Source organism: Methylovirgula sp. (genome assembly GCF_037200945.1).
Lineage (GTDB): Bacteria > Pseudomonadota > Alphaproteobacteria > Rhizobiales > Beijerinckiaceae > Methylovirgula.
The window spans coordinates 1,796,681-1,811,955 of record NZ_JBBCGP010000001.1 but is presented as its reverse complement, the minus strand read 5'-3'; the positions used below and the strand labels follow the sequence as shown (position 1 = coordinate 1,811,955).

Sequence of the window (15,275 nt, the reverse complement as noted above, 5' to 3'; positions counted from 1 at the left end):
TGATGTTGCAACACGTCACTCAGAGGAAAGAGCATCCATGAAGGAAGTTAGCATTGTCGGGCTGGACCTTGCAAAGCGGGTCTTTCAAGCACATGGCGCCGGCGCCGATGGCGGTGTCATCTTCCGCAGAAAGCTGTCCCGCAGCCAGGTTCTGGCCTTCTTCATGGGGCTGCCGAAGTGCGTTGTCGCCATGGAAGCATGTGCAACGGCGCATTATTGGGCTCGCGAGATCGGCAAGCTCGGCCACGAAGTTCGCTTGCTGCCGCCCGCTTATGTGAAGCCCTTTGTCAAACGCCAGAAGAATGACGCGGCAGACGCCGAAGCGATTGTCGAGGCCGCCATGCGGCCCTCGATGCGGTTTGTCGTTCCTAAAACCGAGAGCCAGCAAGCCTGCTCAATGCTCTTTCGGACGCGCGATCTCTTCGTGCGCCAAAGAACGCAACTCATCAATGCCGTCCGAGCCCATTTAGCTGAGCACGGCATCATTGCACCGCAGGGCATTTCAAACTTAGCATCGCTGACAGAGGCTATCGAAGACAATATTGGCCTCGACCTGATCGTCGTGGAAACCGCACGGCTTTATCTTGAACAGATCGAGATGCTGTCGTCTCGTATTGCCAGCTTGGAGAAGACGCTCAAGTCGGAAGCCAAACGATCGGAGAGCACGACCCCGGCTGATGTCCATGCCAGGGGTGGGGCCGATCACCGCTATGGCGATCGAGGCCTTTGCCCCCGCTATGACGACGTTCCGGAAAGGGCGAGACTTTGCAGCATGGCTCGGGCTGGTGCCTAGACAGCATTCGAGCGGTGGAAAGCAGGTCCTCGGCCGAACCTCGAAGATGGGACAACGCGATATCCGGCGGCTGTTAATCATCGGCGCGATGACCGTGATCCGCTGGGCGTGCCGCAAAGCGCCGGCCGAGAACTCATGGCTAGCCCGCATGTTGATGCGCAAGCCACGCATGCTCGTCGCGATCGCGCTCGCCAACAAAATGGCACGTTCGATCTGGGCAATGATGACGAAGAATGAAGGCTACAAGGATTCCGGTCTGGTTGCCGCGTAAGCAAAGCCGGCAGCGAGATCGGACCGTCGGCGTGTGAGGAGGTCAACGAAGGGTAAGGACAAAGATCGGTGACAGTGGGTCTGGGAATGCATCCGGGTCAGAGAGCCTTGAGCTCGCAGAGCTGATTTGCACCAGGTCCGCGTAGCTCCATACCGGCCAGCGGTCAAAATCGAGCCGCACGAAAAGGCCTGATACATGACCGCACCCGATCACACGTTCGAGCCGTTCGAAAAAAGCCTTGCACGAACGGGGGCATCCATACATGACCCAGCGCAGAGGGATAGGGGATGCGGATAAAAAGTTGGACTGATTTATGTGTAAAATCCCAGACTTTCTCGATATTCGATGGGGCTGAGAGAGCCAAGGGATATTTTGATCCGCTTCTCGTTGTACCATCGGATGTAGGCATCAACCTCTTTGACGAACTGATCGATTGTGATGGCATTCCAATCGCGGGGGTAAAATAGTTCCGTTTTCAGCCGACCGAAGAATCCCTCACACGCTGCGTTATCCTGCGAGCAGCCTTTACGAGACATTGAGCGAACCAGGTTTGCATCACTGACTCGCGTCAGCCACCCCGGCCAATGATAATGCGCTCCCCGATCAGAGTGGATGATTGGGCGCTCCCCGCCGCCAGCTACGGTATCGATGGCGGCGTCGAGCATTGTATTGACCAGCCCAGCATCTGGCTGCGTGCCAATCGACCAACTGATGACCATGCCATCGAAGCAATCGATAATGGGTGATAGATATACCTTGCCGGCTGGGATCTGGAACTCGGTAATGTCGGTGAGCCATTTTTCGTTCGGCGCCTTCGCGTGGAAGTCGCGATTGATCAGGTTCTCCGGCGCCGGACTTATCTCGCCCAGGTACGAGCCAAAGCGCCGCCGCTTTGGCTTGGCGACGACTAGGCTTTCCTGTTTCATCAACCGCTGCACGACCTTTTCCGAGATTGTCACGCACTGCTTGGCCAGCGACGCCTGTAGTCTGCGATAGCCGTAGCAGCGATGATTGGCTTCGAAGATTTCGGTAATGCGACGCCGCATGACATCATACTTGTCTGCGAGGCTCACCCGGGCGTGGTGGTAGAAGTAGGAGCTTCGCGCCAGCCCTAGCTGGCTAAGCAACTCCGGCAACCGATAGATATCTTTGAGGGCGTCAACCAGCTGTGTCTTCTCCCGGTTGCTCAGGAGGTGCAGATCGACGCCCAGGCCTTTTTTTACGAGTTCGTTGGCCTTCTTCAAGAGGTCATGCTCGAGTTGCAATTGACGGATATCGCGCTGCAGGGCTTCGAGTTGGCGCTCGAGTGCCTCGCGTTCCTGAGCTGGCGGAGAGGTGTTGCGATGCTTCATAGCTGACGGAGCCTCATGACCCAGTAACTGGCTTTTCCAGTTGTACAATGTCGGCCGGCACACGCCCAGACGATCCGCTACCTCTTGCGCCCTTTCTTCTCCACTGAATAGCGCGATGACGCCGGCCTGTTTTAAGGCTTCAGGATACGTAGGACGCCAGGACCGACCGACCATGGATGTCCTGGCACCAGGGAACGCCTCTCGAACCCATGCCGTTAAAGTGCCACGACCAGGATAACCCAAGGCCTTCATCGTCGACGCAATGCAGCGATCGTGAGTGCGGTAGTGCTCAAGCGCCGCCTGCTTTTCGGCCTCGGAATACTTCGGCGCTCGAGCTGCACAGCGCATTCGCAAATCTAGCTGCTGCTCGTACTCACGGTACCAGTCCTTCAGCGCATTCTTGGTGGGATAACCTAGCTGGCGAATGGTCGCCCTAATCCGCTTGCCTAGCTTGAGATACAGCTCAACCGCCCGGATCCTGTCTACGTAGGAATACATGAACTACCTCCGTGGTGGTCCAAGTTTTCGTCCGCATCCCCGCTGGGGTCAGTTCTCAGCGGAAATCAACAGGATGGTTCCAAACGCACGAATTCATGAACTTATACGTGAGCAACGGGTCGCATAATGACGGCTCGAAATACCCCGAAGACGAGGCAGCGTCGTCTCATCGACATGCCGAGTATAGTTCCGGCGTCCTAATCGAACAGCTTCGTGATGTCCGCCGTCGGCCGGAACAGCTTCATCGGCTGGTCGGGAAACGGTAAAAAGCTTTCACGCTCATAAAAGCGTCGGGCATTCTCGTCTTTGGCATCGACGATCACGGCGAACGAAGCGATCTCGCTCTGCACTGAACGGAAAAGCGCGTCGGCCAGCAGAAAGCGCCCGTAGCCGTTGCCTTGATGCCGCCGGTCAACGGCAAGTCTTCCCAAAAGGGTCGCCGGTATGAGGGGGTAACGCGGCAACTTCCGGGTGATCTGTGCCGGCAGGTCCGCGAGGGCGACGCCAGTTGCTGACAAGGTATAATAACCCCCGATAGCGCCGTCGGGCAAAACCAGGACAAACGGCGCCGCCAAGTTCTTCCGAGCATCCTGCCCAGCCTGGGCCCGAAAATACCTGTCCAGTGGCTCTACGCCACTCTCAAACCCCGAACGGTCATGATACGAGGCGAGCGCTTCGACCCGGAGCGTCTCGTTGGTTTCATGCGCCACGCGTCAGACACCGGCCTTCTCGCGATAACGGCGGACTGTATCGCGTAGCCGATCGTTGACCGGTTGCGGATCAATCAGAGCTTCCACGAAAGCCCGGCTGTCACGAACCGACAGATTGACGCGTTGGTGCTCGTCGATCGCGCGGCGGGCCGCTTCCTGAACGCTGGTTAGCACAAAATCTGTCACTGTCCGGCCTTGTAGTGCGGCAGCATGCTCGATGAGGCTCTTCTGGTCAGCCGTGACGCGCGTTTCTAGGCGTTCGCCACGAACGCGGCTGCGGTTGGGTTTCAAAGCTGGGTCAGCCATGGTCTTTCTCCTCGCCGTGATGTACGGCCATTGGCCGGATATTTCAAGCCCGTCTTCCTACCTGAGCGGAGTGATCAGAATGTCGCTCTCGAGGACTGACATTCGGATCGAGTTTTCGTGACCCAACTCACGCCGGGCCGATTTCGCTAAGGGCTCCGCTCTCACGTGGTCGGCAAAATTCGGACCGTAAGATCACTTCTCAGTAAGACGGACGATCTCCGTCTTGATCACATTAGACTGTCGCGGCGAGGTCGGTGGAAAAGGGCGGCTTCAACCTTCCAAACTTGGCGAACTGTCGCCACAATTTAAGTTATTGATTTTAAAAGGCTTTTTATGAATTTACACTACGAATCTAGGGGTCGGGAGTTCGAATCTCTCCGGGCGCGCCAGAAACCTGCCAAAATACAATGGTTTGGAAGCAGGCGCCATAGGGCGCCTTTTTCATTTTTCGCAGGAATCGCCACCGAATCGCCACGGCTAAGAGAAACGTCTGGCATTGTGCGGATTGAAAAAAGACTCGCGCGAAGCGAGCCTTAATCGCGTGATTTGGCGCTCGGCTACCATCAAAGGCCGTCACTGAGCCGTGTAACGTCCCCTCAAAAATCTCAACGGCGGCGCCCTCGTCCGGCAGCGAGATGACACAGCGCCGCGACTCGATTTTGTAGTCACGCATGAAGCCTAAAAGCTGCGCGCCCCCGATTTTGAATGACACCGCTGGTGCAGCCACCAGGCGCCACCGCCAGAAAACACTGACTAGCAAACTGCAATCAAATTCTGTTCAACTCTCTCGCCTGTCACAATATTGTGGCCGCCGCCAAGCCAACTTCAAATGCGAAATTACTATAGGGGGCTTCATGCGCGGCAAGTCGGCAAGCAGACTGCTTTTGAGTATTGCGATGACCATATGCGGGGTCACCACGCCCGCACTTGCTGCACCCAATTGCAACAGTTTCTTTTCGAACGCGGATGGCTCGTGGAGTCCGACGCATCCAATCGTTATTGCCGGACCGGCCTCACAGACGGTGATCACGCCCAGCGACAAATTTCAGTCATGGATGCCGGGGTTACCCGGGCGCATCGCTAGATCACTCAATGTGCATTGCCGCTACCAACGAGTGCAAGTAGGCGTGCACAACATTCCTAGAATACCGTGAAAGCCCGCGCAAAGCGGGCCTTTTCGTTGGTGGCCGGTGCTGGCGTCGGTGCTAGGCAGCGGCTTTCAGCGCGGGGTAGACGTGGCATGAATCAACCTCGATCAGCGTGCCTGGCGACTCCTCGATTTCGATCGCGACCGTCTGTGTTGGCCTGGGCATCATGATTTGGAGTCTGATCGCGATATTCAGATAACTCACGTTCGGCCGAGCCAGCGTTGTTTCGCGCGATGACCATGCGTTTGTTTGCCACTTGCCATCAAAGCTCAGGCGGTGATTCACTGCACCGCAGCGCCACAAGCGCTCACCGGAGGCACTGCATTTTGATCGTTCTCTATTCCTATCCAACATTGTTCGGCGTCGCCGACAATAACGGATACGGGCTGAAGGTCTTTGCCTTTTTGCGGCTTGTAGGTTTGCCCTTCAGGCATGAACATGTTTTCGATGCATCACAGGCACCGCGCGGGCAACTGCCCTACATTGTCGATGATGGCGAGACCATCGGCGACAGCAACACCATTATAACTCATCTTATTTCGAAATATCGCCTGACGATCGATTCAGCACTCAATGCCCGTGAGCGGGACTTGGACCTTCTCGTCGTTCGTCTGTTAGACGATCTCTATTGGGTAATGTCTTATTCGCGCTGGAAAGACGATCGCCTCTGGCCGATATTCAGCGCGGCCCTTGTGCGCGAACATCCGCAGCTAACCGACGATGACATCCTCAAGGCGCGCGAATTCAATTCGAAGAGGTATTATTTCCAAGGCATCGGTCGATATGAGCCGGACGCGGCCTATGCCCGGGGTCTCGCCGATCTCGGTGTGTTGGCCAATCTAATAAAGCTCAACGATTATTTGCATGGGGCCAAGCCAACCAGTGTGGATGCCGCAATTTATGGTTTCATTGCCAACATCCATTTCTATGACATCGACACGCCCTTGAAAGAATTTGTTTCGGCGAGGCCAGTTCTGGTGCGCCATTGCGAGGCAATCCACGAAATCGTTATGCGCGCCCGCTAATGCGCAGCGGGCTCGCATGCTCGCTCATCCGTCGACGGCTTAGAATAACCCGACGCTGCGCCTAGGTTGAATGCGCTGGCAGCCTCGGATTGGGGTTCTGTTGCTGAATTTCGACTTGGCTCGGCTCCCAGACATGTACCCGTTTTTTCGGCTTGACCAACGCCGAACTGGTGATCGCCGCACCCGGCACCGCGGCGCGAATTGCGGCCGCGAGCGCCGCGGCCTGAACCGCGGAATGTTGGCTTGCTGTTTGGACATTCGCCGGCCCCAAAGGCTGGTCGAGACTGCCAGAGCGCACCTTGACGAACTGCACGACACCTGCGCGGACATCGTAGGCGCATTCGTAACTCACTCGTAGCCAGCTTTTGTCCGCCGTCAGAAACCGGATCGAATCGCCGCGATAGCGGACGATTGTGTCGCCCGGCGAAGAGGGGTCCGCTTGCTGGAAAATCCCCGCGTTAGGCCGGGACATCCAGTTGAAACTGCTCGGCGCCTGCGACTCGATGCGGGGCGCGCAGGCGTCAGCCGCTTTGGCGGCATTGGCACGCACGCAATTGGCATCACATTGCGGTGGCGCCGCCTGATTGTTCGAGATCAATTGCCCGTTCGCTCCGCTTCGCTGCTGCGCAGTCGCGGGCGTGCCATTCATAAAAATCGTCAGCGCGGAAATCGAGAGCGCAACGAAGACGGATCGGGCAGCTCGCAAGGGTTCGAATTGCAACGCTTGGTACTCTCACGAGATTGAAATTTGGTCCGCGACGCGGAGCCCGAGCTTCCAAACACAGTTTTTTAACGTTCCAATGACGCCCGGACGTTGCACACGAGTCCGCCGTCCGTCTTGACGCCGAAATCGATGGCGATGTGGCCGCCGGGATCGAGATTTGTCGTGGTTTGGCCGACCACGGCCTGCTGCTGCGCCTTGAGCACGAAATGCTGGCTTTGGGCCATATTCGATGATCCCGAGGTGCCGGATTTGATCATGACGAAACGCGACGTTCCAGCAATTGCCTGCGTGCCTGTCGCGATCCCGACAAGTCTGACCATATCGCCGCTCTGGCTTTTTTGAATTTCACAATGCAGCGGTCCCGAAGCCGCCTGCGCGAGCACATCGCCGCCAGTCGGCGCGGCCGCAAGCGGCGCGGCGATAAACGCAAGTGCGACCCCGATCAATGTGGGCCGCGAAACGTGAGGCTTCGGGATCGGCGATTGCAGAACGCGCACAGACTTCTCCTTTGCCAATTGCCCCAATATCGGACGGCGGACCAATGCGCCACGAAGAAAAAGCGGGGCGCCGAGGCGCCCCACTCTCTTGAGCTTACTTGCCCTGCGTGATCGAGACGTGGTTGCCCGCGCCCGTCTGCGAATAATAGGCATAGTTGAAGTTGCCGGACTGAGCGACCGTCGCGGCGTCGCCGCTGCCGGACTGCGTTCCGTAGATCGTGTCGTTGTTGCCAGTCTGGCTGAGCGAAGCGGTCTGCGTGCCGCTGCCATACTGGTTCGAGTTGATGTAGTTGTTATTGCCGGTCTGCAGCGCGGTCAGCTGATCGCCGACCGTGGACTGGCCATTGTAGATGTAGTTGCTGTTGCCGATTTGGGCGAAGGTGAGCGTCTCGTTCGAGCCGGCCTGATTGTTGGACACCGTATTGTCGTTGCCCGTCTGGACCGCACTGGTGGCAAGGGTGAGACCGTTCACCGAGATCGGCTGACCTGTCAGGGTATCGCCATTGCCGAACTGGACGTTGGAGACGGAGTTGCCGTCGCCGTTCTGCGCGACCGCGGCGCTTTCGTTGGCGTTCGACTGCTCCGACGTGAAGCTGTCTCCAGTGCCAACCTGGCTCACAGAGAGCGTTTCGTTGTTCGCCATCTGCGAGGCTTCCACGGTGCCGTTGATCGAGACACCCAGGTCGATCCCGCCCTGGTTGATCGAAGCCGTATCGTTGCTGGCGGTCTGGGTGATGCCACCAAAGCCGCTGTTTCCGACCGTATTGCCGTTACCGTCCTGCGTAAAGCTGAGCGTATCGGTGTTGCCGCTCTGGGTGATCAGGGCATAGTTGTTGTTACCAACCTGTCCCTGACCGAAGGTCACGGTATCACCGTTGCCGGTCTGGTTGTTGTTGACGTAGTTGCTGTTACCCGTCTGCGAGAAGTCGAACTCGCCGTCGATGCCGTTCTGCGTCGACGTCATGATGTTGTTGTCGCCCGTCTGACCAACGCGCGCAGCCCAGCTGCCGAACTGATTCGTGCTGATCTGGCTCAGCGTCATCTGGTCGTTCGTGCCAGTCTGGTTGTAGGTGGCGATATTGCCGGCAAAGACGCCGCCGGTGTTGTTCGTCTGGTTGATCGTCAAGGTGCTGGCATTGCCGCCCTGCGTTCCCTGGATCGTGTTGCTGAGGCCCGTCTGGTTCAGCAGCGCAATACCGTTGATATCCGACAACTGCCAAGCCGTCAGGTTGTTGGCCGCGCCGACCTGGGTGGCCGTCGTGCTGGAGCCGGTGCTCGCCGACTGCAAGACCGAGGCAAAATTGCCAAGACCCTGGGACGTTCCAGCGCTCTGGCTGATCGTGATTTTGCTATTGGTCGTCGTCGCGTCCTGCGAGCTGTTCGCTTCGTTGGCGTTGTTGCTCTGCGTAACCGTCGCAGCGTTGCCCGCGCCGCCCTGCGTCAGATCGAACGTGTTGTTGCTGCCGGTCTGATTGAGGCTGATCGTGCTGTTGTCGGCGCTTTGGCTGATCGTGTTGACCGAACCGGTCGGCGAGAATTGCGCCGAATTGCTCTGATCAAACGTACCGTTGTTAGTGCCCGACTGCGTCAGGTGCACCGTGCTGCCGGTGCCGGACTGCGTGACCACGGCGCTATTGTCCGTACCGGTCTGCACGAGCGAACCCGTCGTGGCATCGTTGCCATCGAAGGTATCGCTGGTGCCCGACTGGGTCACGTTGAGGCTGTCACCGGTGCCGGTCTGGTAGATGCCTTTAGTTTGCGAATTCGCGACTGGCCCGACGAGGTTGCCATCACCGGACTGATCGATGGTCACGGTTTCGTTCGAGCCCGGGCCCGGCTGAAACACTGTCGCGGAATTGTTGTCGCCAGCGAAAGCAGATGTCGCGACGACGCTCGCGAGAATACTCACCGAAGCGAGCAGCAATTGCTTATTCATAGAAATCTCCTGAGAGGGAGCCCCATTGCCCCGAATAGCGTCAATTGCCGCCCTCTCCGGCCGCAGGTTAACGCCAAGTTAACCTCTGGCTTAATAAAATATAAAAATCAATCTCTTCATTGCTTTATTTTAATATAAAGTATTTTCTTAGAAATTACTTCAATAATATGAATGTAATAATTACATCAATACTAATTATATTTCATAATAAATTCATAAAAATTACATTACTACGCCAATTAACTTGGCAGTATTAACAATACTACTTAACCGTACTTGTAAAAGTATAGATTACGCTCGCATCGCTGTGATCTAAACAATCCTAGCTCGGCGGTTTTACCTGCCGCGACGCGTCGCTCATCACCGGAAATGAGGTGACCTTTTCGCGCGACAGGAAATCATCAACCAGCGCGCGACCGCCCTCAACATCGGCGAAATTCCAAAGCCGTCTCTGCACGCCCTGCATGACGGTCGCGTAAATACCGAGGTCGATCGCCTGCCGAACCGCAAGCTGCGTCGGCTCGGTGCGCGTGAAGCCGGTCTCGGATTGGAGCAATTGGTCGATCGAGACAAACTTGTAGACGTTGGCGTCCAAGCCGACCGAGTAGACGGTCTTGGTGGTCGTCACGCTCGTCAGGATCTCACCGGTCTGCACCGAGACGACGCGCATCCCCACCGTAACTGTGTCCTGCTGATATTGGACGTTGCCGCCGATGCCGAGAAAATTGGCGCCCACGCCGCCGGTGACGACATTGCCGTCGAACGCGATGATGCCGCCTTCGAGAAGCAGACCGGCGAAACGCATCGGCGGCAGCGGGCGCGCGTCGTCCCCCTCGAATTCGGAACGCGTCGCGCGGACCAATTGCCGCTCCTGTAGAAGGCTGTTGAGGCCAATGCGCTCATCGACTGTAAACCACCGGCCGTGGCCCGCGCGTTGCAAAGCATCGACCGCGAAGTCGGCGCCGCCTTGAGTCACGGCACGCGAAAAGACGGCGATATTTGCATTTGGCTCGTTCTTGCCCGTCAGATCGGGGAAGGCATAAACGGCGATGTCGAGCTTATGCGGTGGCGGCGGCAGGTTCTCAAGATTGAGTGACGTGGGTGATGACGGCGTTATCGTCGGCGCCTGTTCGAGCGGATCTTTCAGACCCGAGACCGACGCACAAGCCGACAACGCAAGCGTCGCGCATAGACCCACAATGCGCGCGATACGCAAAAACATAAATGCCCCCAAAACTAAACACCCACTCGATTTCAGTCTTCGACAAGATCTCTTATTCCGTCGTCGCCGGAACGGTCACATTGGTGATGGTCGAACCATCGTTGATGGAAATCTCAATGTTGCCGCCGACATGCTGATAGGTGATCGTCGTCCCCTCGAAGGAGAACGTGCCGGACGGCGCCGCATTCTGCCCGAAGATGGCCGTCGTGATCTGGTTCGCGAGTGATGCGTAAAGCTGGCTGGTCAGCTCCTGCGCGAAGATCTGGCCCGGCGTTTGCGCCTGCGCGCCCGCCGAAGAGCCGTTGTTGGACTGCGTGTATTGATTTTGCGCTTGCGCCTGGCTGAGCAGCAACGAACCATTCAGCGGGTTGCCGCCGAAATTTGGATTGATCGGCGTATAAACAAGCGTCCCGGCATCGGCCGCACGGGCGAGAGAAAGCAGCAGAATGCCGGCCAGAGACAACAAACGCATCGCGTGTGACGAACGCATGATTACTTCCGTTCGTATTGCTGTACCGAGACCGTCTGCGGCGCGCCGACAACGCTCAGCTGATAGGAAAGCCCGTTGCCAACCTGCAGATTGCTGATCGAACTGTTGTTTCCGACAACGCTGAGCGCGACCGTGTTGGAATTGCCGATCTGAGTCGTGGAGAGAGAATTTTGCGAGCCGTTGATGGAGACGGTCGACGAATTGCCCGTGCCGTTTTGTATCTGTGTCGTAATGTCGCCCGAGCCGACCAGCGTGGCGGTGGCGCTGTTGTTTTCGCCGGCCTGTTTGACGATCGACGTCGTATTATAGGCGGCGCCCGATGCAGCTTGCTGCTGCGGCACGACCTGGCTGCCGCTGATCAAATATTGCGAGAGATCCGTGTAGGAATTGCTGTTGGCCTGCTGAGAATAGGCCGGCTCTATCAGCAGCCCAAAAAAGCCGACAATTACACCCGCGGCTATAACGCGCCCACGCCCCGACTTCATCACAGCCTCGCCCCAACTTCCGTTGGCGGTCTCTTAGCGCGGCGATGACTACAATTTTAAGACAAGGCGAAGCGTCTGCGTGACAAAGGCCGCGTGGATTCGGGCGGTAACATGGAGGCAGCTACCGGGATTTCAGCACTGGAATGCGATAACGAATCTTTGAAGAGGATTTGCGGTCGGATATCGAACTAGGGAATAAAGCACTGAGAGCTGGACTAAACGAACCGCGACATCGCCGATGTCATCACTCAACCCGGGCCTGTAGCAAATCGTCGAAGCGAAGGATGTGCTCCGGAAGTCCAGCGTCGCGGTCAACGCCTAAATTATCTTCCGCGGTGAAGTCCTGTGGCCGCCGAGAGAAGCTCATCAAATCGCTTGTTTGAGAGATGCTCATCGTAGAACCTCGAATATTGAGGCTCAGCATATTCGGCATCTTCGTGCACTTGCATCATTGCCCTTGCAAAACCGATTGGTGGCATCGCGGTTTTAATGGGCAATCTTTCGATCAAGGCTTTCGACAAGCCCCGAAACGCGAGCGGAGTGGCCACGATCGGCTTGCCCATGCAGATAGACTCTACGAATTTAATTGATACGCCCGTCCCGAATACGACCGGAACGATCACCGCTTTAGCGGCTTCGTAAAATGGTGCGACATCTGCCACTTCGCCTAACAACATATGCCCATATTTTGCGATAATCTGCGACTCATCCTTGATGAAATACCGTCTTATCGTACCCACAAAATTGATGATTAGATCGCCACTTAAATGCGGCATCACGTATTCGAAGAACCATTGCACGCTTTGTATATTGCCGGGATTGTCATTACCCACCCATAAAAAATCGATGAGTTTGGGCGAGGAGGCACTTCGTATCGCAGTAAGCTTTCTTTCGACAGCAGGCGATAGCGTCGGAGGAATCAAAAAGTGCTTTTTGCTGGGTAAGAGGCTCGAAAAAAACGCCATGTCATCCACGCTGAGATGGGTAATTTTATCGGCTTTCGACAGAAGAGAAACTTCATCTCGGATGAGCTGGTGATAAAAATCCGGAACGCGGGAGAATGTATTTCTTCGAAGCGATTTGATGTTTAGGGATGATTGGATATCGTGCGTTTCGACGATTATTTCCGGTCGCGCCCGCGAATTTGAAATGGGAAAAGCCGCCACCTTCTCGGCAAGCATTATTTGGAATACATGGTTCGCATAGATTATTTCAATATCGTGCGCTAACAGAAACTCCTTGAAGACTTTTGAGAACGACGTATCCAACGCCATCCTAGCCTGAATTTTTAACTCGCTATCGCGTTTTGCAAGCATCCACCGTAATCGGCCCTTCAATCTGGCGGCTTTTGCGTTACGCCCAAACGAATCCCAAGACAGAAGGGACACGCTTGGCCAATTGAATGCTTCCTGAATGTCAGCCAACAATTGGGAGTCATAATCGCTGTACCAATATTCCGCTGGCCCAACAAGCAACGCGACTTCTAAGCCCGCATCGGCGAGAGACGACGTCTGAGCTTCGAATATGTTCGAGCTGCCGCTGCGCGCCCAAGGTGTAGCAATTACGACAGCGCGAGGTCTAAGACCGTTAGAGTTCGTCCTCGCTAAGGAGATCGTCGAAATCGATTTGTTCAACTTTTTCTCCGGCAAATCTTTCGGCTCTCGCCCGGGGACGCTTCCGATAGCTCACAAGCCAGAGACATACAACTTTAGGTTGTTTATTTGCGTATTCTTGGAAAAACAGGCCGAAAGAACGGCGACAAATATGCAAAGTCCCGATTGAGAAGAAATGCGGCGCCAAGTTTCCGCTTCGCCAGCGAGAGGTCCGGACGTCCACGGTCCCTCGCGCAACGTTGATCGCGCGAAACACATCTCTGGCCCCCCGTTGCAAAAACAGAACAATCACTTCCTTTTGAAAAATAAGCCAAATTTGTCTGCTAGCTTGATCGTCTCGGTTTAAGCGGCGGCGCTGATCCAGGACTCATCTTGCAAGCCTGTCATGTTGGGTGCGAAGGAGGAACGCTGCCGCAGGCTTTGGCCGAACAGCATTTTTCTCGCCGGCACGGCATCAATGAGTTTCGACCTTTGGATTGGCTTTCGCTCCATCGCCTGCCTCGGATCGGTTCGAGACTGCCGTTTCTCGCGTGCCTAGGTGCGAGTCTCGCTGGCTGCATGATGGGGCCCGACTACGTGCGGCCCGCGGCGCCAATCGCGCCGCATTTCAAGGAAGCCAAGAAGGGCTGGAAGCTCGCCGATCCTGCCGACGCGCTCGATCGCGGCGAATGGTGGGCGGTTTATCACGATGCCAAGCTCGCATCGCTGCTGAGCCAGGTTGAAGTCTCTAACCAGACCGTTAAGCAAGCGCTCGAAGCCTATCATAATTCCGTCGCCCTGATCCGCGAGGCGCAGGCCAATTATTTCCCGACGGTCACCAATAGCTACAGCGCGACTTACCAGCATCAGGGCAGCGGGACATTTACAAGTGGGGCTGTGGCTGCGCGCAGCTCCACATTCACGACTTTCAATCCCGTCGCCAACGCGACATGGGATCTGGATGTGTGGGGCCGCATTGGCCGTCAGGTCGAGAGCCAGGCGGCCGCGGCCCAGGTCAGCGCCGCCGACCTGCAAAATGCCAAGCTTTCCGAACAGGCCGCCCTCGCCACTGCCTATTTCGACATGCGCGAGGAGGATTCGCTCAAGGCTCTGCTCGATCGCACGATCGTCGCCTTCAAGAAGACGCTGACGATTACCCAAAATCAGTTCAAAGCTGGCACCGTCTCCCAAGGCGATGTCATCACCGCGCAAACCCAGCTTTTGCAGACTGAGGCACAGGCCATTGATACCGGCGTGGCGCGTGCGCAGTTCGAGCATTCGATCGCGATTCTGATCGGCCGACCGCCATCCGACCTGTCGCTCACCCCGGCAGAACTCCCACCCTATCCGCCGCGCGTCCCTGCGACCGTGCCCTCACTGCTCTTGGAGCGGCGCCCTGATATCGCGGCGGCCGAGCGCCAGATGCAGGAAGAAAATGCTCTGATCGGCGTCGCGGTGGCGAATTTCTATCCCGACATCAATCTGTCCGGCGCCTTTGGCTTCGCAGGAGCGACCCCGCTGCCCATCTCCGCGGCGGCGGAAGCCTGGTCGATTGCGGGAACGGCCACGCAAACGATCTTTGACGGTGGGCTGCTCGCGGCCGATCTCGCCGCGGCGCGGGCGACTTACGCACAAAATATCGCGAGCTATCGGCAGACGGTTTTGACGGCCTTCGACCAGGTCGAGGACGAATTGGCGGCGCTGCGGATTTTGGCAAAAGAAGCGGCCAAGCAGGTCGAAACGGTGAAGGCGGCGCGCCAGGCGGTACAGATCGACCTCAATCAATATCAGGCTGGCACCGTCCCCTTTACCACGGTCGTCACAGGAGAAGCGACGCAGCTTCAGGACGAGGAAAACCTGCTGACAACCCGGCAAAATCTGTTCATCGCCAGCGTTGCCTTGATCGAGGCCTTGGGCGGCGGCTGGGATGCGTCCGAATTGCCAAGCCTCGCCCGCCTTTCCAAAGTGCCGACTTTCACGCCGCCGCTTTAGAAATCCACCGCCAGAAACCTGACCTCGACGTCAAAAATCTCACCAAGAAGTAATTTGCCTTTATCGGCCCTGATGAGGAAGGGATGCTGACAAGTCGCGGATTATTGCCCTTGTGGGAAAAGAGGCGCGAACCGGGTAGGCTGACGATGCTTTGCTGGAACTAGTCCCACTGGGTAAGGCTTCGCAAGGTGGCCGTTCTGATCTCGGGCGGCGTCGGGTTTGCAAGCCATGAAT

The 15,275-nt window shown here is 56.7% G+C and carries 14 protein-coding genes and 1 pseudogene; 3 read left to right on the top strand and 12 right to left on the bottom strand.

Annotation, left to right across the window (positions count from 1 at the left end):
* Positions 1–37 precede the first annotated feature (37 nt).
* Positions 38–1,064 (top strand): annotated as a pseudogene (locus tag WDN02_RS08765) (IS110 family transposase).
* Between the two features lie 311 nt (positions 1,065–1,375).
* Here the strand turns inward: WDN02_RS08765 and WDN02_RS08760 are convergent.
* From WDN02_RS08760 to WDN02_RS08740, 5 genes are all read right to left on the bottom strand, one after another.
* Positions 1,376–2,914 (bottom strand): IS3 family transposase, encoded by a 1,539-nt coding sequence (locus WDN02_RS08760; RefSeq protein WP_337293127.1) that lies wholly within the window; start codon positions 2,912–2,914, stop codon positions 1,376–1,378.
* 197 nt (positions 2,915–3,111) lie between these two features.
* Positions 3,112–3,624, bottom strand: coding sequence for a GNAT family N-acetyltransferase (locus WDN02_RS08755; protein WP_337293126.1), 513 nt, complete (start codon positions 3,622–3,624; stop codon positions 3,112–3,114).
* A gap of 3 nt (positions 3,625–3,627) precedes the next feature.
* Entirely contained in the window at positions 3,628–3,930 is a 303-nt protein-coding gene (locus tag WDN02_RS08750) for a DUF1778 domain-containing protein (RefSeq protein WP_337293125.1), read from the bottom strand.
* 352 nt (positions 3,931–4,282) lie between these two features.
* Complete coding sequence (locus WDN02_RS08745; RefSeq protein WP_337293124.1) at positions 4,283–4,657, bottom strand: hypothetical protein; 375 nt, start codon at positions 4,655–4,657, stop codon at positions 4,283–4,285.
* Between the two features lie 478 nt (positions 4,658–5,135).
* Positions 5,136–5,363, bottom strand: a complete 228-nt coding sequence (locus WDN02_RS08740; RefSeq protein WP_337293123.1) for a hypothetical protein — start codon at positions 5,361–5,363, stop codon at positions 5,136–5,138.
* A gap of 41 nt (positions 5,364–5,404) precedes the next feature.
* Here WDN02_RS08740 and WDN02_RS08735 point away from each other — a divergent pair, with 41 nt between their 5' ends.
* Positions 5,405–6,103, top strand: a complete 699-nt coding sequence (locus tag WDN02_RS08735) for a glutathione S-transferase family protein (RefSeq protein WP_337293122.1) — start codon at positions 5,405–5,407, stop codon at positions 6,101–6,103.
* 61 nt (positions 6,104–6,164) lie between these two features.
* On the opposite strand, the gene WDN02_RS08730 is transcribed toward WDN02_RS08735, so the two are convergent.
* From WDN02_RS08730 to WDN02_RS08700, 7 genes are all read right to left on the bottom strand, one after another.
* Positions 6,165–6,824 (bottom strand): hypothetical protein, encoded by a 660-nt coding sequence (locus tag WDN02_RS08730; protein WP_337293121.1) that lies wholly within the window; start codon positions 6,822–6,824, stop codon positions 6,165–6,167.
* 68 nt (positions 6,825–6,892) lie between these two features.
* Entirely contained in the window at positions 6,893–7,324 is a 432-nt protein-coding gene (gene csgH, locus WDN02_RS08725; protein WP_337293120.1) for a curli-like amyloid fiber formation chaperone CsgH, read from the bottom strand.
* 94 nt (positions 7,325–7,418) lie between these two features.
* Entirely contained in the window at positions 7,419–9,260 is a 1,842-nt protein-coding gene (locus WDN02_RS08720) for a hypothetical protein (protein WP_337293119.1), read from the bottom strand.
* A 322-nt stretch (positions 9,261–9,582) separates the two neighbouring features.
* Complete coding sequence (locus tag WDN02_RS08715) at positions 9,583–10,482, bottom strand: CsgG/HfaB family protein (protein WP_337293118.1); 900 nt, start codon at positions 10,480–10,482, stop codon at positions 9,583–9,585.
* A gap of 52 nt (positions 10,483–10,534) precedes the next feature.
* Entirely contained in the window at positions 10,535–10,972 is a 438-nt protein-coding gene (locus WDN02_RS08710) for a curli assembly protein CsgF (protein ID WP_337293117.1), read from the bottom strand.
* Between the two features lie 2 nt (positions 10,973–10,974).
* Positions 10,975–11,457: a hypothetical protein gene (locus tag WDN02_RS08705; RefSeq protein ID WP_337293116.1), complete on the bottom strand. Its 483-nt coding sequence runs from the start codon at positions 11,455–11,457 to the stop codon at positions 10,975–10,977.
* 323 nt (positions 11,458–11,780) lie between these two features.
* Positions 11,781–13,091 carry a glycosyltransferase gene (locus WDN02_RS08700; protein ID WP_337293115.1) on the bottom strand — a complete coding sequence of 437 codons (1,311 nt, stop codon included), beginning with the start codon at positions 13,089–13,091 and terminating at the stop codon, positions 11,781–11,783.
* 474 nt (positions 13,092–13,565) lie between these two features.
* On the opposite strand from WDN02_RS08700, the gene WDN02_RS08695 reads away from it, so the two are divergent.
* Entirely contained in the window at positions 13,566–15,041 is a 1,476-nt protein-coding gene (locus WDN02_RS08695) for an efflux transporter outer membrane subunit (protein ID WP_337294899.1), read from the top strand.
* Positions 15,042–15,275: the final 234 nt, after the last annotated feature.